This window comes from Streptomyces sp. NBC_00775 (genome assembly GCF_036347135.1).
Classification (GTDB): domain Bacteria; phylum Actinomycetota; class Actinomycetes; order Streptomycetales; family Streptomycetaceae; genus Streptomyces; species Streptomyces lutosisoli.
In genome coordinates, this window is record NZ_CP108938.1 from 8283085 (window position 1) to 8301980 (window position 18896).

Annotated in this window: 18 protein-coding genes; 10 read left to right on the plus strand and 8 right to left on the minus strand. The window is 69.6% G+C overall.

All coding sequences use genetic code 11. From position 1 onward, the window contains the following. Positions 1–231 precede the first annotated feature (231 nt). The 6 genes from OIC96_RS36765 to OIC96_RS36790 form a co-directional block, all read right to left on the minus strand. Positions 232–1221: a zinc-dependent alcohol dehydrogenase family protein gene (locus OIC96_RS36765; RefSeq protein WP_330303694.1), complete on the minus strand. Its 990-nt coding sequence runs from the start codon at positions 1219–1221 to the stop codon at positions 232–234. Next, positions 1218–2081 carry a carbohydrate ABC transporter permease gene (locus OIC96_RS36770; RefSeq protein ID WP_330303693.1) on the minus strand — a complete coding sequence of 288 codons (864 nt, stop codon included), beginning with the start codon at positions 2079–2081 and terminating at the stop codon, positions 1218–1220. Before OIC96_RS36770 ends, OIC96_RS36765 begins: the two co-directional genes overlap by 4 nt. Next, positions 2078–3016, minus strand: a complete 939-nt coding sequence (locus OIC96_RS36775; RefSeq protein WP_330303692.1) for a carbohydrate ABC transporter permease — start codon at positions 3014–3016, stop codon at positions 2078–2080. Before OIC96_RS36775 ends, OIC96_RS36770 begins: the two co-directional genes overlap by 4 nt. Continuing rightward, on the minus strand, positions 3013–4383 hold the full coding sequence (locus tag OIC96_RS36780; RefSeq protein ID WP_330303691.1) for an ABC transporter substrate-binding protein: 1371 nt from the start codon (positions 4381–4383) through the stop codon (positions 3013–3015). Before OIC96_RS36780 ends, OIC96_RS36775 begins: the two co-directional genes overlap by 4 nt. A gap of 126 nt (positions 4384–4509) precedes the next feature. Continuing rightward, entirely contained in the window at positions 4510–5280 is a 771-nt protein-coding gene (locus OIC96_RS36785) for a DeoR/GlpR family DNA-binding transcription regulator (protein ID WP_330303690.1), read from the minus strand. A gap of 275 nt (positions 5281–5555) precedes the next feature. Beyond that, on the minus strand, positions 5556–6380 hold the full coding sequence (locus tag OIC96_RS36790) for an NAD-dependent epimerase/dehydratase family protein (protein ID WP_330303689.1): 825 nt from the start codon (positions 6378–6380) through the stop codon (positions 5556–5558). A gap of 274 nt (positions 6381–6654) precedes the next feature. Between OIC96_RS36790 and OIC96_RS36795 the strand changes: the two genes are divergently transcribed. Together OIC96_RS36795 and OIC96_RS36800 are read left to right on the plus strand one after the other, a co-directional pair. After that, positions 6655–7596 carry a 5-dehydro-4-deoxyglucarate dehydratase gene (locus tag OIC96_RS36795; RefSeq protein ID WP_330303688.1) on the plus strand — a complete coding sequence of 314 codons (942 nt, stop codon included), beginning with the start codon at positions 6655–6657 and terminating at the stop codon, positions 7594–7596. Then, complete coding sequence (locus OIC96_RS36800) at positions 7593–8762, plus strand: hypothetical protein (protein ID WP_330303687.1); 1170 nt, start codon at positions 7593–7595, stop codon at positions 8760–8762. The genes OIC96_RS36795 and OIC96_RS36800 overlap by 4 nt, the downstream gene beginning before the upstream one ends. Before the next feature lie 449 nt (positions 8763–9211). On the opposite strand, the gene OIC96_RS36805 is transcribed toward OIC96_RS36800, so the two are convergent. Continuing rightward, complete coding sequence (locus OIC96_RS36805) at positions 9212–10408, minus strand: MFS transporter (protein ID WP_330303686.1); 1197 nt, start codon at positions 10406–10408, stop codon at positions 9212–9214. 178 nt (positions 10409–10586) lie between these two features. Then, positions 10587–10955, minus strand: coding sequence for a CAP domain-containing protein (locus OIC96_RS36810; RefSeq protein ID WP_330303685.1), 369 nt, complete (start codon positions 10953–10955; stop codon positions 10587–10589). Between OIC96_RS36810 and OIC96_RS36815 the strand changes: the two genes are divergently transcribed. From OIC96_RS36815 to OIC96_RS36850, 8 genes are all read left to right on the plus strand, one after another. Next, positions 10945–11244, plus strand: coding sequence for a hypothetical protein (locus OIC96_RS36815; RefSeq protein WP_330303684.1), 300 nt, complete (start codon positions 10945–10947; stop codon positions 11242–11244). The genes OIC96_RS36810 and OIC96_RS36815 overlap by 11 nt on opposite strands. Positions 11245–11919: 675 nt before the next feature. Next, on the plus strand, positions 11920–12507 hold the full coding sequence (locus OIC96_RS36820; RefSeq protein WP_330303683.1) for a TIGR03086 family metal-binding protein: 588 nt from the start codon (positions 11920–11922) through the stop codon (positions 12505–12507). A 164-nt stretch (positions 12508–12671) separates the two neighbouring features. Then, positions 12672–13427, plus strand: coding sequence for an MBL fold metallo-hydrolase (locus OIC96_RS36825; protein WP_330303682.1), 756 nt, complete (start codon positions 12672–12674; stop codon positions 13425–13427). Between the two features lie 192 nt (positions 13428–13619). Beyond that, positions 13620–14276, plus strand: a complete 657-nt coding sequence (locus OIC96_RS36830) for a GntR family transcriptional regulator (RefSeq protein WP_330303681.1) — start codon at positions 13620–13622, stop codon at positions 14274–14276. Further along, positions 14273–15181, plus strand: coding sequence for a dihydrodipicolinate synthase family protein (locus OIC96_RS36835; protein ID WP_327427788.1), 909 nt, complete (start codon positions 14273–14275; stop codon positions 15179–15181). The genes OIC96_RS36830 and OIC96_RS36835 overlap by 4 nt, the downstream gene beginning before the upstream one ends. Continuing rightward, on the plus strand, positions 15178–16929 hold the full coding sequence (gene araD / locus OIC96_RS36840) for an L-arabinonate dehydratase (protein WP_330303680.1): 1752 nt from the start codon (positions 15178–15180) through the stop codon (positions 16927–16929). Before OIC96_RS36835 ends, araD begins: the two co-directional genes overlap by 4 nt. 99 nt (positions 16930–17028) lie before the next feature. Beyond that, entirely contained in the window at positions 17029–17964 is a 936-nt protein-coding gene (locus tag OIC96_RS36845) for a carbohydrate ABC transporter permease (protein WP_330303679.1), read from the plus strand. A gap of 80 nt (positions 17965–18044) precedes the next feature. After that, positions 18045–18884, plus strand: a complete 840-nt coding sequence (locus tag OIC96_RS36850) for a carbohydrate ABC transporter permease (protein WP_330310051.1) — start codon at positions 18045–18047, stop codon at positions 18882–18884. Positions 18885–18896 lie beyond the last annotated feature (12 nt).

Below are 18896 nucleotides of genomic sequence, written 5' to 3' on the forward strand. Positions count from 1 at the left end.
GGCCTTTTCGCCCCCGCCGCCCCTACCCGTCCCATCCCCAGGGGCTCTGCCCCTTCGACCCCGATCGGTTGTGTGTCGTCTGCGGGTGGGTGGGGGCTGGTCCAAAAGATTGCGCAGTTCCCCGCGCCCCTAAAAGGGGCGCGGGGAACTGCGCAATCTTTTAGGGGGGTCTGGGGGCGCAGCCCCCAGGAACGGGATGGGACGGGTAGGGGCGGCGGGGGCGACAAAGGCTTACGGCACCACGACTATCTTGCGGCCCACGCCAGATGCGAACTGTTCCAGTGCCTGGGGATAGCTCGTCAGGGGGAGGCGGTCGCTGATGAAGACGGAGGGGTCCAGAACACCCGTGGCGAAGAGCTCCGCCGCACGTTCGAAGCTGTGCAGGACCGCCATCGAACCGGTGATAGTGATCTCCTGGTTGTAGATGCGGTACGGGTCGATCGTCACCCGCGTCGCGTAGTCGGCGACGCCGAACTGGAGGAAGGTGCCGGCCTTGGCGACCCGGTCGAGGCCGTCCTGGATCGCCGCGGCGTTGCCCGTCGCGTCGATGACCAGGTCCCAGCCCTGCGGGCGGTCCAGCTCGTCCGGGTTCGCCGCCGAGGCGGAGGCGCCGAGCAGCTGCGCGGTGGCCAGTCGCTGCGGGTTGAGATCCACGATGTCCACGCTCGCGGCGCCGGTGCGCTTGGCGAGCTCCAGCATCATGAGGCCCATCGTTCCGGAGCCGTAGATCAGGACGTGCGCGCCGAGGCGGGAGTTCAGGACGTCGTAGCCGCGTACCGCGCAGGAGAGCGGTTCGACGAGTGCCGCGTCCTGGGTGCGGACGTGGTCCGGGAGCCTGACGCAATTCGCCACGGGGGCGGTCGCGTACTGGGCGGCGCCGCCCGCCGTCGTCACGCCGATCGCCGCCCAGCGCTCGCAGAGGTTGTTGTGGCCCGTACGGCAGTACCGGCACTCGTAGCAGTAGAGGGAGGGGTCGACCGCCACTCGGTCGCCGATCGAGAGTTCGGTGACCTGGGTGCCCACCCCGACCACCTCGCCCGCGAACTCGTGGCCCGGCACGATCGGCAGCTTGGGGGCGAACTCGCCCTGGAGGATGTGCAGATCGGTGCCGCAGAGGCCGCAGGCGGCGACCTCGACGACGACCTCGCGGGGGCCCGGCGTCGGGTCCGGGACCTCGGTGACGACGGCGCGGCCCACGGACTCGATGACGGCGGCCTTCATTTCACGGCTCCCAAGGACAGGCCCTGGACCAACTTGTCCTGGGCGGCGAACCCCGCGGCGAGCACCGGCAGGGAGATGACGAGCGACGCGGCGCACACCTTGGCCAGGAACAGGCCCTGGCTGGTGATGAAGCCGGTCAGGAAGACGGGGGCCGTCTCGGCGGCGACACCCGTCAGCACGCGGGCGAAGAGGAGTTCGTTCCAGCTGAAGATGAAGCAGATCAGGGCCGTGGCGGCGATGCCCGGCAGGGCTATGGGGGCGACCACGCGGGCGAGGATCGTGGGGAGCCTCGCGCCGTCTATCTGGGCCGCCTCGATGACCGCCACCGGGACCTCGGCGAGGAACGACTGCATCATCCACACCGCGATCGGCAGGTTCATGGAGGTGTAGAGGATGACCAGGAGCCAGATGTTGTCCAGCATGTGCGTGTTCTTCGCGAAGAGGTAGATCGGGAGAAGCCCCGCTACCACCGGCAGCATCTTTGTCGACAGGAAGAAGAACAGGACGTCCGTCCACTTCTTCACCGGGCGGATCGAGAGCGCGTACGCCGCCGGGAAGGCCAGGAGGAGGACGCAGATCGTCGAGACCGTCGACGCCACCGTCGAGTTGATCAGCGCGGGCCACGGGCTCGCTCCGCCTCCCGTGCCGAAGAACTCGCGGTAGCCGTCCAGGGTGAGGGCGGCGCCGAAGGACGGCGGGTTGGTCGCCGCGTCCGACTCCGAGTGGAACGACGTCAGGGCCATCCAGGCGATGGGGAGGAAGAAGACGATCCCGGCCAGCCAGGCCACCAGGCCGAGGCTCGCGCCCCGGCTTCCCCGGCCTTCTCGGCGGGCACGGACGCGTACGGCGATGTCGCTCATGCGCGGGACACCTCCTCGCGGAACAGGGACGACACGACGCGGAGCGCGAAGGTCGCGATGATGATCGAGCCGATGACGACCAGGACGCCCGCGGCCGAGGCGAGGCCGTTCTCGTGGGCCTGGTAGAAGCTCTGGTAGACGGTGTAGGGGAGGTTCGCCGTGCCCAGGCCGCCGGACGTGAGGGTGAAGACCGCGTCGAAGTTCTGGACGATGTAGATCGAGCCCAGGAGCGCGCCCAGTTCCAGGTAGCGGCGCAGGTGGGGGAGGGTCAGATGGCGGAAGACCTGCCAGTCGCTCGCGCCGTCCACCCGGGCCGCCTCGATCTGTTCGTGGGAGCGGCTCTGCAGTCCGGCCAGCAGGATCAGCATCATGAACGGCGTCCACTGCCAGACCAGGGAGGCCTCGACCGCGAGCAGCGGGGTGTTCGAGATCCAGTCGGGCTGTGGTCCGCCCACGTAGTGCAACAACCCATTGAGCAGGCCGTATTCAGGGTTGTAGAGCACATGCTTCCAGAGCAGCGCCGCCGCCACCGGGACCACCAGGAAGGGGGCGATGAGGAGGGTGCGGACGATGCCCCGGCCGCGGAACTTCCGGTCCAGGAGCAGGGCCAGACCCAGGCCCAGGATCAGGCTGACCAGGACCACGGTCACGGTCAGCAGGATCGTCGTCCAGACCGAGTGGCGCAGGTCCGCGTCGGTGAGTACGTCCGAGTAGTTGCCGAAGCCCGTGAAGTGGCGGGCGTTCGGGTAGAGGGCGTTCCAGTCGAAGAAGGAGATCACCAGCGTGGCCACGAAGGGGAGCTGGGTCACGGCGATCATGAAGATCAGGGCGGGGAGGAGCGGGGCGCGGGTGGCCCAGGCGCGCAGTCGGCCGGAGGGCCTGCGGGTGGCGCGTACCGATGTGGTGGCCATCGGGGCTGTCGTCGCTGCGGTCATCGTCCCTCGTACTCCTTGGAGATCTTCTCGGCGAGTTTCTGGGACTTCCTCAGGGCCGAGTCGACGGACTGGCGTCCGGCGATGGCCGCGCTGATCTCCTGCGAGACCTTGGTGCCGAGATCGGTGAACTCGGGGATGCCGACGAACTGGATGCCGGGCGCGGGTCGCGGCTGTACCCCCGGGTCGCGGGGCCGGGCTCCCTCGATGGCCTCGCGGGTCATGTCCTGGAAGGCCGCGGCCTCCTTGCGGTAGGCGGCGTTCGTGTACGTCGAGGCGCGCTTGCCCGCCGGGACGTTGGACCAGCCGGTCGTGTCCCCGACCAGCTGCTCGTACTGCTTGCTGGAGGCCCAGGAGATGAACTTCCAGGCCTTGTCCGAGTTGTGGGAGGCCTTCTGCAGGCCCCACGCCCAGGTGTAGAGCCAGCCGGAGGACTTGGTCTTCTCGACCGGCGCGGGTACGTAGCCGAGCTTGCCCTTGACCGGGGAGTCGGCCGCCTCCAGCAGGCCCGCGGCGGATGTGGCGTCGTACCACATGGCCGTCTTGCCCTGCGTCATGTTGTTGAGGCACTCGGCGAAGCCGGACTGGGCGGCGCCGGACTCGCCGTGCCGCCGCACGAGGTCTACGTAGAACTTCGTCGCCTTTTCAAACTCGGGGGAGTCAAGGCGCGCCTTCCAGTTCTTGTCGAACCAGGTGCCGCCGAAGGTGTTCACGACGGTGGTGAGCGGTGCCATGAGTTCGCCCCAGCCCGGCAGGCCGCGCAGGCAGATGCCCCGCATGTCGGACTCGGCGCCGTCGACCTCGGCGGCGAGCTCGCCCACCTGCTCCCAGGTGGGATGCGCGGGCATCGTCAGGCCCTTCTTGGCGAACACGTCCTTGCGGTACATCAGGAAGGACGATTCGCCGTAGAAGGGCTGCCCGTAGAGCTTCCCGTCGTCGGCCGTCAGGGACTGCCGCATGGGGGTGAGGATGTCCTGCTCGTCGTACCCGCTGTCCTGGCGTACGTACGAGTCCATCTCGTGCAGCCAGCCGTTCCTGGCGTAGATCGGTATCTCGTAGTTGGACAGTGTGGCGACGTCGTACTGGCCCGCCTGGTTGGCGAAGTCCTGGCTGATCTTGTCGCGGACGTCGTTCTCCGGCAGGACGGTGAAGTTCACCTTGATGCCGGTCTCTTTGGTGAAGTGGGCCTTGGTGAGCTTCTGCAACTCCACCATCTGGGGGTTGTTGACCATCAGGACGTTGATGGAGTTGCCTCCGGAGCCCGCGCCGCCCGCTCCGGTCCAGCATCCGGAGAGCAGCGGGGTGAGCAGCGTCCCTGCGGCGGCCGCGGCGAGCAGTGCGCGCGGCCTCCGTCGGCTCGGGGTTCGCATGGATCACTCCTGGACGTATGGGGAGAAATAGGGGTGTGTTGGGGCGTGGGGGTGCCCTACGGAGTACGTGAGTTGGGTTTCCGGACGCTATGGAACCGGACGCTATGGAAGTGGTGGGTTGGGTTGTCAGACTCGGATGACCTGCGGGCCCTGGAGTGAGTAGCGGTGTGCCTCGGACGCCGGGAGCAGCGTGCTCGTGACGATCGCCTCCAGGGAGCTGATGTCGGCGAAACGGCAGAAGCTGACCGCGCCGAACTTGGTGTGCACGCCCGCGAAGACCGTGCGCCGGGAGGCCCGGATCGCCTGTGCCTTGACCTCGCTGACCGCCGGGTCGGGGGTGGTGAGGCCGTGTTCGCGGGAGATGCCGTTGGCGCCGATGTACGCCAGGTCGATGACGAAGCCGGCGAGCATCTTCGTCGTCCAGTGGTCCACGGTCGCGAGCGTGCCGGGGCGGACCCGGCCGCCGAGCAGCAGGACGCTGGTGTGGTCGGCCTCGGCGAGCGCGCCCGCCGTGGCCAGGGACGCGGTGACCACGGTCAGCGGGCGGTCCCTGGGCAGTGCCTCGGCGATGAGCTGGGGAGTGAACCCCTCGTCGACGAAGACCGTCTCGGCGTCCCCGAGCAGCTCGGCGGCCGCGGCGGCGATCCGGCGCTTCTCGGGCACATGGCTCGTGGTGCGGAAGGCGAGCGTCGTCTCGAAGCCGGCGCTCTCCACGGGATAGGCGCCGCCGTGCGTGCGGCGCACCAGACCGTGGTCCTCCAGGGTGCGCAGATCGCGCCGTACGGTCTCCTTCGCGACGCCCAGCTCGGCGGCGAGCACGGTGACGTCGACCGATCCCGTGCGGCGCGCGGCCCGGACGATCTCGCGCTGTCGTTCCTCCGCCGTCATCGCCGTCATGGTCGTCACCTGCTCCCTCGCGCTCCGTCGCGCACTGCCCGTTCGGGCCCTGTGCGGCCCTTGAGGGAAGTTCTACAGCGGGTATCGGCCACTGACCAGGCCTGTTGCGTGCCCGATGGTGCCCGGCTGTGCCCGTTTCGCGGTGCGGGTGCCCGCGGCGGACCTGGGGCGGAGTCGAGGGGGAGGTGGGATCGGGCAGGGTTCGTGCCCGAACACGGGAGCGGGCGGGCCCGTTCGGTGCCCGCCCGCCGTGTTTTCCGGTTCTCGCCGCGCTGTCAGTACGGCCAGATCGGCGGGTGCGTCGTGAAGTGGCCGCCCAGGTGGGCGTGGTCCGGGTTGTCGGGGTCGAGCTCGCCCTGCTCGGCGATGAGCTTCTCGGCGTACGGCTCGGAGTCGTCCCGCGGCTCGTAGCCCAGCGCCCGCGCGGTCGACAGGTCCCACCACAGGCGGGTGTTGGCGGACGAGCCGTAGACGACCGTGTGCCGTACGTCCTCGGCGGTCAGTGCCGCGTGGAAGAGGCGCGCGCCGTCCTCCGGGCTCATCCAGACCGAGAGCATGCGCACGCTGGTGGGCTCCGCGAAACAGGAGCCGATGCGGACCGAGACCGTCTCCAGGCCGTACTTGTCCCAGTAGAGCTGGGCCAGGTCCTCGCCGAAGGACTTGGACAGACCGTAGAAGGTGTCCGGGCGGTGCGGGGTGTCGATGGGGATCAGGTCGCTGTCGCCGAAGGGAGCCTCTCCCCGCGGGCGCGGGGTGAAGCCCACCGCGTGGTTGGAGGAGGCGAAGACGATCCGCCGTACGCCTTCCTCGCGCGCGGCCTCGTACAGGTTGTACGTCCCCTCGATGTTCGCCTTGACGATCTTGTCGAAGGACGCTTCCAGGGAGATGCCGGCGAGGTGGATGATCGCGTCGACGCCTCGTACCGCTTCGCGCAGCGCCGCCCGGTCGGAGAGATCGGCGGTGATCGCGTCCGGCTCGCCCTCGATGGGCAGCAGGTCGAGGAGGCGCAGCTCGTAGCCGTACTTCGGCAGCAGCCCCCGCATCAGGGTGCCGAGTCCGCCGGCGGCGCCGGTGAGCAGAACGGTGCGGGGAGCGGGCATGCGGGTGTCTCTCCTCGGTGCGGGGCGATGTGTCATGTCGTGCCGCGTCGGGTGGCCGTAGTGGACGTATTCATGTACGGCATTCACATCCATGGACACGCTAAGGAGCGGTGACCTGCCGCGTCAAGTGTCGCGCGGAGGTGGTGAATCCGCTGCCGTGTTGCGAGTTTGTGTGCTTGACCGGCCCCAAGGTCGCGTCTTAGCGTGGTCGCGTTCAGAAATATAGACGTGGATCAGAAACGTGCACCGCTGAGCACCGTTTTAGGGAGAGCCCGTGACCTCAGCCCCTCTCGCCGCTCGACTGAGTATCCCCAGCGGTCCGTTGTTCTTCCCTGTCACCGCGTACGGCCCCGACGGCTCCGTCGACCTCGACGTCTACCGGGAGCATGTGCGGCGCGGAGTCGAGGCGGGCGCCGCGGCCGTCTTCGCGTGCTGCGGGACCGGCGAGTTCCACGCGCTCACGCCCGAGGAGTTCGAGGCGTGTGTGCGGGTGGCCGTGGAGGCGGCGGCGGGGCGGGTGCCGGTCGTCGCGGGGGCGGGGTACGGGACCGCGCTCGCCGTGCGGTACGCGCGGCTCGCGGAGGATGCCGGGGCCGACGGGCTGCTCGCCATGCCGCCGTATCTCGTCGTGGCCGGACAGGAGGGGCTGCTGCGGCACTACCGGGAGGTCGCCGCGGCCACCTCACTGGACGTCATCGTCTATCAGCGCGACAACGCCGTGTTCACGCCCGAGACCGTGGTCGAACTGGCCCGGAGCGAGGGAATCATCGGGTTCAAGGACGGGGTCGGTGACCTTGACCTGATGCAGCGGATCGTGAGCGCGGTGCGGAGTGAGGTCCCGGGAGATTTCCTGTACTTCAACGGGCTGCCGACGGCGGAACTGACCGGGCTCGCGTACCGGGGTATCGGGATCACGCTGTACTCGTCCGCCGTGTTCTGCTTCGCCCCGGAGATCGCGCTGGCCTTTCACGCGGCGCTCAACGCCGGGGACGACGATGTGGTGAACCGGCTGCTCGACGGCTTCTACCGGCCGTTCGTCGATCTGCGGGCGCAGGGGCGTGGGTACGCCGTCTCGCTCGTCAAGGCGGGGGTGCGGTTGCGGGGGCTGGACGTGGGGGAGGTGCGGCCGCCGTTGCACGAGCCGGCCGAGGACCATGTCAAACAGCTCGCGCAGTTGATCGAGCGTGGGTACGCCTTGCTTGAGGAGGGTGTGTGAAGACGTCCGCGTTCTTGTACCCGTGGGATGTCAACGGGGATCCGGAGGCCGCCTCCCGGATCGCCGGGCTCGGGATACGGCAGGTGACGCTCGCGTCCGCGTACCACTCGACGCGGGCGTTGACGCCGCGGCACCCTCGGCATCGGATCGTCACCGCCGAGCACGCGGCCGTGCTCTACCCCGTGGACGAGTCACGGTGGGAGGGGCGCCGGATCAGGCCGTACGCGGCGGGGAGCTGGGCAGAGGGCGACGCCTACGGGGCCGCTGCCGCGGAGCTTGCCGATGCCGGGCTCGAGGTCCACACCTGGGTGGTTCTCGCGCACAACTCCCGTATGGGGGCCGAGCATCCGTCCACTTCCGTGGTCAACGCGTATGGGGACCGGTATCCCTGGGCGCCGTGCATCGCGCAGCCCGGGACGCGGGACTATCTGGTCGGCCTCGCGGCGGAGGCGGCGGTACGGCCGGGGGCTCGTGGTACGGAGCTGGAGTCGCTGGGGTGGTACGGGCTGGCGCATCTGCACGCGCACGACAAGATCGGCGGGGTGGGGCTCGGGGATGCCGGGCAGTACCTGATGTCGCTGTGCTTCTGTGCGGTGTGCCTCGACGGTTACGCGGAACAGGGGCTTGACGGGCGGGAGTTGGCGGCCGCCGTACGGGGGGCTCTGGAGCCGGTGTGGCGGGGGGCGCCGTCGGACGGTGGGTGGGCGGGGGTCGAGAAGCTGCTCGGGGCGGGGGCCGCGGGGGCTACGCGTGTGTGGCGTGACGGGGTGGCTCGTACGCTCCAGGAGGCGGCGGTCTCGGCGGTACGGGCGGCTGCGCCGGGCGGGTTCCAGGTGCTGCTGCACGCGGATCCGGTGTCGTACCACTGCGGTGCGAACGCCGGGGTCGACCCCGGGCACATCCTGTCCGTGGCGGATGGGGTGGTCGTGCCGTGCACCGGTGGTGCCGGGCTGTTGACTCCCTTCGCGGAGGCGGCGCGGGAGGGCAGCGTGCTGGCCGCCAACTTCACCGTGGTGTCGGGGATGGGGGGCCGGCCGGGCGCGCTCGCCGCGGACGCGGAGCGCGCGGCTTCGCTGGGCGCGACGGAACTTCGGCTGTATCACGCCGGGTTGGCGTCTGATGGGGATCTGCGGGCTGTGGGGGTGGCGGTGGCGGGGCTGGGGTGAGGGGGCGGTTCGGTGGTTCGGTGGCGTGGGGGTGGGTCGGGGCCGCGCCGGTACGTCCAGCCCGTCGCCGGTGGGCATTACTGCCTGCTGCCACAGCATGAACTTGCCCATAACCACGTATGCGACGGGCTGGACGTACCGACACGGCCCCTTCTGTGCGTCGCCGACTGCGCCGCCGTCGTAGCGGGTGGGGGTGGGTGGGGCCGTCGTGCGTCGCCGGGTGCGGGTGTGTGTCGGCTGGGGGTGGGCGGTGCCGTGCGTCGAACGGTTCCGGGGGGTGTTTTTAGGGGCGCGGGGAACTGCGCGCCCAGCCCCCACCGCCCCGCAGACGACGAACAACCCCGGTCATTTCAGGGGCGCGGGGAACGGCGCAATCTTTTGGGGGTCTGGGGGCGGAGCCCCCAGGAACGGGATGGGACGGGTAGGGGCGGCGGGGGCGAGGAAGTGCTTTAGGGCGGTGGTGCGGAGGGGGTGTCGCGGAGCAGAGGGGGCAGGGTGAGGAGGCGGGTGAGGCCCAGGGTGGCCAAGAGGAGGCGGTAGTCGATCAGTTCGACCAGGGCGGCGCCGGCGGCCAGGCCGAGGGCGTTGGGAGCGTAGAGAAGGGTGTTCGCGGTGGCGGTGGTGCGGCCCAGGAGATGGGCCGGAGTCTCCCGCTGGACCGCGGTGTACGTCGCGATCAGAACGCAGGGGAGACCGACACCCACGGCGGCGCAGGAGACGAGGGTCAGGGGATCGGAAGGGACCGAGCGGAGCGCCACCGCGGTGGCCGTGAGAGCGATCCCGTACCCGGCGAAACGGCGTTCGCCCAGCCGGCGCAGGAGGGGGCCGCAGACCAGGCCGATCGTCACCGAGCCGGCGCCCTGGACGACGTAGAGGAGACCCACGTACGTGGGGGAGTGGCCCAGGCCCTCGGCCACGGCGTAGATCGTCGCGCCGTTGAGGCCCGCGAAGAGCATGGTCGTACCGCCGGCCAGGACCAGGGGGCGGAGGCGGGGGTGGTCCCAGACGAAGCGGGCGCCCTCGGCCGTGCGGGTTCGCCAGGCGGCAGGGGTGGCTTCGGGGGGCGGGGGCTCTTGGACTCGTAGCAGCGCGCACACGCCCGCCGCCAGCGCGAACGTCACCGCGTCCAGCAGCGCGACCCGCGCACCGCCGTACGCCGCGTACAGACCCGCCCCGGCCAGGGGAGCCAACAGCTTCATGCCCTCGTTGGCCGTCATGCGCAGGCCGTTGAAGTCGCCGAGCAGGGTCTTGTCGACCGCGGTGGCCAGCAGCGCCGACTCCGCCGCGTCCTGGACGACGCCTGCCGCGCCGTAGAGGAGCAGCACCGTGAAGAGGATCCACAGGCGGTCCGGGGTGTCCACGGCGAAGAGGGCGAGGAGGAGCGCGGCCAGGGCCAGGTTCGTGGTGATCAGGAGTGGGCGGCGGCGGGTGCGGTCCGCCAGAGTGCCGAGGAGAGGGCCGATGAGTGTGGGGGCCCAGAGCGCGAAGACGCAGAGGGCCGCCAGGCCGTTCGAGCCCGTCAGGTCCTTGACCCAGATGCCCGAGGCCAGCCACATCGCCGACGATCCGAAACCGGAGACCACGACTCCGGTCAGGTACAACCCCGCGTTGCGGTCACTGAGAACACGCGCCACCGTCCATGTCATGGCAGGTGATCGTGGTCCTAAGGCGGCCGCCGGGGGATCGGGCATGTGCCTTACCCGGCCTGGCGGAAACCGTTGCTGTCTAAGCCGGGCCGAAGGCTCCAGGTGGGGGTGCCTGGAGCCTTCGGCCCCGGATCAGGGGCAGGTACGTCGCAACGGGGACGGAGGCCGGCGTGAGCGGTCAGCGGGCCGTGCCGAAGTCCTGCGTCCAGTAGCTGCCGGGCTGCGCGAGGCCGACGCCGATCTCCTTGTAACCGCAGTCCAGGATGTTGCGCTTGTGGCCGGGGCTGGACATCCAGCCCGCCATGACCTGCTCGGGGGTCGAGTATCCGTACGCGACGTTCTCGCCGTAGGAACTCCAGATGTAGCCGGCACGCGTGATCCGTGTGCCCGGATCCGAACCGTCGGAGCCCGTGTGCGACATGTTCTGGTGGCTCGCCATGTCCACGCTGTGCGCCTGGGCGGCCTTCGCGAGCTTCGCGTTCAAGGTCAGCGGAGAGCAGCCGACCTTGCTGCGCTCGCTGTTGACCAGGGCCACGATGCGAGCCACGGCGCTGGAGGCTGCCGGGGCCGCCGTGGCAGGGGCGGCCGAGGACGCCTTGGGTGCCGTGGCCGCCTTCGAGGCGGTTGCGGTGGGTGCCGCGGTTGCCTTCCGGGCGGGGGTCTTGGACGCGGTGGGTGCTGTCGTGGCGGGCGCGGTGGCTGTCTGCGAAGCCGAAGCCGAAGCGGATGCCGAGGGCCGCGACGTCCACTCGCCGTTCTTCCACCGCTCCTGCGAGGACGTGTTCCTCCAGTTCTGCCACTGGCCGCCGTACGACTCGGCACCCTGGCTGCCCTGATGGTTCATACAGGCCATGGCGGCGGTCGGTAGCGCCAGCGCGCTCACCACGACAGCAGCGATGGTTATCTTCCGGTGGCGCGTCTTCCTACGGTGCTTCCTCATGGTGACCTCGCTCCGTCGTCGCGGGTGCGCCTCCGGTGGGCCGGCTCGGCATGGACGCTGTGCCTGAGCTGCGGTGACGCCTTGTGGGGCCGTCATTGTTAAAACCTGAGTGAGTGAGCGGCAACGAGCGCTACTACTACCCGGCCTCGTAGTCCACGAACGGCCTTGAATCGGGCGCACGGGTGTGCTGACGCGGCTCACCGGCGCGCGGCAGGGTCTGGCACTCCGTCAGAAGCCCCCCTGTGCCCGGCGGGCGGGGTGAAAGAAGCGGGCGGGATGCATGCCATTGGATCATGTGCGCCGTATGTCGGATTCCAGACGGCAAGTCTGGCTATATCGCCCAGGCGTCATGTACTACCGAACCGCGTTGATGCCGGATGTCGACGTGATGGATGTCACTGTGAGCTGCTGCAACCATTCCCGACGGACGCGACGGCGCCTCATCGCGGTGCATGCGATGAGCGTGCAAGCGATGAGTGCGCAAGCAGTGAGTGCGGAAGCGATGAGTTTTGCGCGCCGCCTGGGTCTACCCCGTCAGTGGACACGCGTGCTGAGTGCTGAGGAGACGTGGATGACCGGCCAGACTTTCGACCTCGGGCCGCAGGCCCTGATCGTGGCGCGCCTCGCGCAGGGCGTGACCGAGGAGCAGCTCGACGGCGTGACCCCCTGTCCGGGGCTCGCGGTGCACAACATGCTCGGGCATGTGGCCGGGCTGGTCATCGCCTTCCGCGACGCCGCGCGCAAGGACCTGGGCCCTACGACGGCCACCAGCCCGGGCTCCTTCGTGCCCGACATCGAGCCCGGCTGGCGCGAGGCCCTGCCCAAGGCGCTCGACGAGCTCGCCGAGGCCTGGCGCGACCCGGCCGCCTGGACGGGTGAGACCCGGGCGGGCGGGGTCTCCCTGCCCGGTGCGGTGGCGGCCGCCGTCGCCGCCGACGAGCTGGTGGTGCACGGGTGGGATCTCGCCCGTGCCACCGGCCAGGAGTACGAGCCCGATGCCGCTGCCCTCCAGGCGTCGCAGGGGCTCCTCGCCAGCGCGGCCGAGGATCCGAGCAGGGACGGGGGCCTCTTCGGGCCCGTGGTGCCGGTGCCGGACGACGCACCGCTGCTCGACCGGGTGATCGGGCTCAGCGGCCGCGACCCCGGCTGGAAGCCGTAGGGCACCGGCACATACAGGCGCCTGAGAAGTCGCCGAGCTGTGGTGTACGCGGACACCTGAGGAGCCGGCGGAGTGGCGGCGCGCGCGACACGCCCGGTGCCGCAGCGCCCTGGAGCGCCGGAAAAAGGGGAGCCCGCGGTGCTGCCGTTCCGTACGCTCCCCGCATGTCTCTCGCCCTCACCGTCCTCGGCACCGCCTCCCCCCACCCGGGGCCCGGCCGCCCCTGCTCCGGCTATCTGCTGAGCGGCGGGGGTGCCGAGGTGTGGGTCGACGCCGGGCCCGGGAGCTTCGCCGAATTGCAGAGGCATACGGATCCGGCGCGGCTGGACGCGATCTGGATCTCGCATCTGCACGCGGATCACTGTGCCGACCTCCTCTCCGCCGTCTACGGGCTGGCGTACGGCGGGCTCACCCCCTCCGCCCCCCTTCCCGTGTACGGGCCGCCCGAGCTCGGGCAGCGGCTCGCCGGGTTCTTCGGGCAGCGGGATCCCGGGTTCCTGAGCGGGGTCTTCGACCTCCGGACCCTGCACGACGGGCATGACACGCGCGTGGGCGAACTGCGCCTTCGTACGCGTGCCGTCGTGCACGACACCGAGGCGTACGGGCTGCGGGCCGAGTGCGACGGGAGCGTTTTCGCGTACTCCGGAGACAGTGGTCCCTGCCCGGCGCTCACCGAACTCGCCGCCGGCGCCGACCTGTTCCTCTGTGAGGCCGACATCGACCGGCATCGCGGAAGCGAACGCCAGGTGCATCTCACGCCCGAGGACGCCGGCGCCGTGGCCAAGGAGGCCGGCGTACGGGAGTTGCTGGTCACCCATGTGGGGCCGACGCTCACCCCGGAGTCCGCCACCGAGCGCGCCGGCGTCGTCTTCGGCGGCCGGACCACCACCGCCCGCGAGGGCGGCATCGCGAGCCTCTGACGCAGCTTCTGACACCGAGGGCCGACTCACCGGTCACTCCAACTTCTTTTGTCAGAAGCGTTGACGAAACACAGGAGCGCTCCTACCTTCAACCCGTCGTACTTCGTACGTCATATATGAGACGCGATATGCGAGATCCGATACACGCGATCGGAAGCCCGCGATCCGACACGTGAGATCCGAGAGGCGCGCATGACCTCTGTGCCCACCCCGATCCCGTCCCGCACGCAGTTCGTGCTGGAGGGGATCAAACACCGCATCCTCACCGGGCAGTTGACCCCGGGACAGGCCCTGGTCGAGACCGAGCTCGCCGCACAGTTCGGGGTGTCCAAGACGCCCGTGCGCGAGGCGCTCAAGACCCTGGCCGGTACCGGGCTCGTCGTGATGAACCAGTACAAGGGCGTCACGGTGCGCATGGTGGACGCGGACATGGCGCGCGAGGTGTACGACGTGCGGCTGCTCCTCGAACCGGAGGCGCTGCGGCGGACCGTACGGCGCGAGGCGTCGCTCGCCGCCGCGCGGGACGCGCTGACGCGAGCCGACGAAGCCGCCGACACCGCCGAACGCTCCCTGGCCAACCGGGAGTTCCACCGCGCCCTGTACGTGTCCTGCGGCAATCCGCTGCTCGGCCGGATGCTCGACGAAGTACGCGACCAGGCCGCCCTGGTCTCGGCGGTCGCCTGGGCCGCCGACCCGTCCTGGGAGCGCGAGGCGAACGAGCACCGGGAGATCCTGCGGCTCGCCCTCGACGGTGACGCCGATGGCGCGGCCGGCGCGCTGCACGCCCATATCGCGTCGTTCGTGCAACGGGCCTTCCCCCAGGGCCAGGAAGAGGATGAACAGGAATGACAGCGACGTACGAGACCCAGCGGGCGGCGCTCGCCGAGGTCGTGGCGATCCCCGTGACTCCGTTCGCCGAGGACGGCACGATCGACCGCGACACCCACCGGGCCCTGCTGCGTCGGCTGCTCGACGGCGGGGTGAAGACCCTCACGCCGAACGGCAACACCGGTGAGTTCTACGCCCTGACACCCGAAGAGCGGCAGCTCGTCACCGAGTTGACCATCGAGGAGACCGGGGACCGGGCGGTTGTTCTCGTTGGTGTCGGACATGACGTGCCGACCGCCGTCGCCTCGGCGCGGCACGCTCGCGCGCTCGGTGCGCAGATGGTGATGGTCCACCAGCCCGTGCATCCGTATGTGTCGGAGGGCGGCTGGGTCGACTACCACCGGGCCATCGCCGAGTCCGTGCCCGAACTGGGCGTCGTTCCCTACATCCGTAATCCGCTGCTCGCGGGGGCGCGGCTCGCCGAGCTCGCCGATGTGTGCCCGAACGTCATCGGGGTGAAGTACGCCGTTCCGGACGCCGCACGTTTCGCCGCCTTCGCCCGGGACGCGGGCCTTGAACGGTTCGTGTGGGTGGCCGGGCTCGCCGAGCCGTACGCGCCCTCGTACTTCTCGGCCGGTGCCACGGGCTTCACCTCGGGGCTCGTGAACGTCGCCCCGTCCGTTTCGCTGAACATGATCGAAGCGCTTCGATCCGGCGACTACCCGGCCGCCATGAAGGTCTGGGAGCAGATCCGCCGCTTCGAGGAGCTGCGCGCGGCCAACGCCTCCGCGAACAACGTCACCGTGGTCAAGGAGGCCCTGGCCTCGCTCGGGCTGTGCCGCCGTGACGTCCGCCCGCCGAGCAAGCCGCTGCCCGAGAGCGAGCGCGCCGAGGTCGCCGCGATAGCCGCCGGATGGTCCATATGAACAGCCACGACGAGCAGCGCAGACGGCCCGAGGACCTCAGAAGCCACCAGTGGTACGGCAGCGGCGTCTCGTCGGGTCTGCGCTCCTTCAGCCACCGGGCCCGCACCCGCCAGCTCGGTTATCTGCCCGAGGAGCACCTGGGCAAGCCGGTCATCGCGATCCTCAACACGTGGAGCGACATCAACCCCTGTCATGTGCATCTGCGCGACCGTGCGCAGGCCGTGAAGCGGGGGGTGTGGCAGGCCGGGGGTTTCCCGCTCGAATTCCCGGTCTCCACGCTGAGCGAGACCTTCCAGAAGCCGACCCCGATGCTCTACCGCAACATGCTCGCGATGGAGACCGAGGAGCTGCTGCGGTCCTACCCCGTCGACGGGGCCGTGCTGATGGGCGGCTGCGACAAGTCCACGCCCGCCCTGCTGATGGGGGCCGCCTCCGTCGATCTGCCGGCCGTCTTCGTGCCCGCCGGGCCCATGCTGCCGGGCCACTGGCGCAATGAGGTCCTCGGCTCCGGCACCGACATGTGGAAGTACTGGGACGACAAGCGCGCCGGGCTCATCGGGGACTGCGAGATGACCGAGCTGGAGAGCGGTCTCGCCCGCTCGCCCGGTCACTGCATGACCATGGGTACGGCGTCCACGCTGACGGCGGCCGCCGAGGCGCTCGGTGTGACCGTCCCGGGCGCGTCGAGCATCCCCGCCGTGGACTCCGGGCACGATCGGATGGCCGCGGCATCCGGCATGAGGATCGTTGAACAAGTCCACAAGGACCGCAGACTCTCCGCCATCCTCACCGCCGACGCCTTCGAGGACGCGGTGACGACCGTCCTCGGCCTCGGCGGCTCCACCAACGCCGTGATCCACCTGATCGCGATGGCCGGCCGGGCGGGCGTCCGCCTCACCCTCGACGACTTCGACCGCATCGCCCGCACGGTCCCCGTGCTCGCGAACGTACGGCCCGGCGGCCAGACGTACCTGATGGAGGACTTCCACTTCGCCGGCGGCCTGCCGGGGTTCCTGTCGCGGATCACCGATCTGCTGCACCTGGACCGGCCGACGGTGTCGTACGACAGCCTGCGTGAGCAGCTGGCGAGTGCGCGGGTCCACAACGACGACGTCATCCGCACCCGGGAGAACCCCGTGGCGACCGAGGGCGGAGTCGCCGTCCTGCGCGGCAACCTCTGCCCGGACGGCGCGGTCATCAAGCACATCGCCGCGGAGCCGCAGCTGCTCAAGCACACGGGTCCCGCGGTCGTCTTCGACGACTACAAGACCATGCAGCGGACCATCAACGACCCGTCCCTCGGGATCACGGCGGACAGCGTGCTGGTGCTGCGCAACGCCGGGCCCAAGGGCGGTCCGGGTATGCCCGAGTACGGGATGCTGCCCATCCCCGACCATCTGCTGAAGCAGGGCGTACGGGACATGGTGCGGATCTCCGACGCCCGGATGAGCGGCACGAGTTACGGCGCGTGCGTGCTGCACGTGGCGCCCGAGTCGTACGTCGGCGGGCCGCTCGCGCTGGTGCGGACCGGGGACACGATCACCCTCGACGTCGAGGCACGGTCGCTTCAGCTCAACGTGGACGACGTGGAGCTGGAGCGAAGGCGGGCGGAGTGGACGCCGCCGCCCGTCCGTTACGAGCGCGGCTACGGCGCGCTCTACAACGAGCAGATCACCCAGGCGGACACCGGCTGCGACTTCGAGTTCCTGGCCAGGCCGGGCACGGTGCAGGACCCGTACGCGGGCTGAATCACCCTCGGCACTTCATTTGGCCGAGATCTCGAACAACGTATGCGAAGCGCTTCACCGCAAGAACGCACGAGAACGCCCGAGAAACGGAGACCAGTCATGGCCCAAGCCGCAGCCGTGGCGAAACCGCCCGCGCCACCCCGGCGACGCCGTGCCTCCGCGACCCCGCGCAGGCTCCCGTATCTGCTGATCGCCCCGGCGGCGCTGCTGATGCTGGGCTTCATCGCCTACCCCGTCATCAGCGTCTTCTACTACAGCCTGCAGAACTTCAACCCGACCAAGCCGTGGCGCAACGGATTCGCGGGCTTCGACAACTTCACGCACGCCTTCACCGACGACCCCCAGTTCTGGGACACGCTGACCTTCAGCGCCAAGTGGGTCATCGTCGAGGTGGGCCTGCAACTGCTGTTCGGTCTGGCGCTCGCACTGATCGTCAACCAGACCTTCGTGGGGCGGGCCATCGGCCGCGCGCTGGTCTTCTCGCCGTGGGCCGTCTCCGGTGTGCTGACCTCCGCGATCTGGGTGCTGCTCTACAACTCCCAGACAGGCATTACGCGTTACCTCGCCGACGCGGGCATCGGGCAGTACGGAACGAGCTGGCTTTCGGACACCTCCACCGTCTTCCCGGCGGCCGTGGTCGCCGACCTGTGGCGCGGTGTCCCCTTCTTCGCGATCCTGATCCTCGCCGACCTCCAGTCCGTGTCCAAGGATCTGTACGAGGCCGCCGAGGTCGACGGCGCCAGCCGCTTCCGGCAGTTCCTGCACATCACGCTGCCGCACCTGAAGGACGCCATCGTCCTGTCCACGCTGCTGCGTGCGGTGTGGGAGTTCAACAACGTCGACCTGCTCTACACGCTGACGGGCGGTGGTCCCGCGGGCGAGACGACGACCCTCCCGCTCTACATCGCCAACACCAGCGTCGACGCGCACAACTTCGGCTACGCGTCGGCCCTGACCACGGTCGCGTTCGTGATTCTGCTGTTCTGCTCGATCGTCTACCTGCGACTGAGCAAGTTCGGAGGTGGGGACAAGTGATCACCGAGGACGCCCAGTCCAACACCCGCACGGTCGTCGTGCCGGGCACCCCGGAGTCCGGCACGGGGACCGCCGTCCCGATGCGCCCCGCGGGGAAGCAGCACCGCGCCTGGGACGAGGTCCCGCGCTGGCAGATCTACGTGCCCCTCGGCATCTACCTGCTCTTCACCCTGATCCCCTTCTACTGGATCCTCCTCTTCGCGCTGCGCCCGGCCGGTTCGACCTCGCTCGTGCCCTGGCCCATGACCTTCGAGCACTTCGACAAGGTGTGGAACGAGCGCAGCTTCGGGACCTACTTCCAGAACAGCGTGCTCATCGCCGTCGCCACGCTGGTGATGACGACCGTCGTGGCGCTCGCCGGCGGCTACGCCCTCGCCCGCTTCGACTTCAAGATCAAGCGCGGCTTCATGCTGGCGCTGCTCTGCTCGCAGTTCGTGCCGGGGGCACTGCTCCTGGTGCCGCTCTTCCAGATCTTCGCCAAGCTCCAGATGATCAACTCGCTCGGCAGTGTCGTCCTCGCCGAGACGGTCTTCCAGCTGCCGCTGTCGATGATCCTCATCAGCGGGTTCATCAGGAACGTGCCGCCCTCGCTGGAAGAGGCCGCCTGGGTCGACGGCTGCAACCGCTTCAACGGCTTCCGGATCGTCGTACTCCCGTTGCTGCGGCCCGGGTTGATCGCCGTCGGCTCCTTCGCCTTCGTGCACGCCTGGAACCACTTCCTGTTCGCCCTGATGTTCCTCAGCGACCAGAGCAAGCAGACCATCCCCGTCGGCCTCAACACCCTGATGAGCTCCGACAGCGTCGACCTGGGCGCGCTGGCCGCGGGCGGCATCATCGCCGCCGTCCCCGTCGTCATCGTCTTCGCCTTCATCCAGAAGTGGCTGATCACCGGCTTCAGCGCGGGGGCGGTGAAGGGATGAGGCGCGCACGGC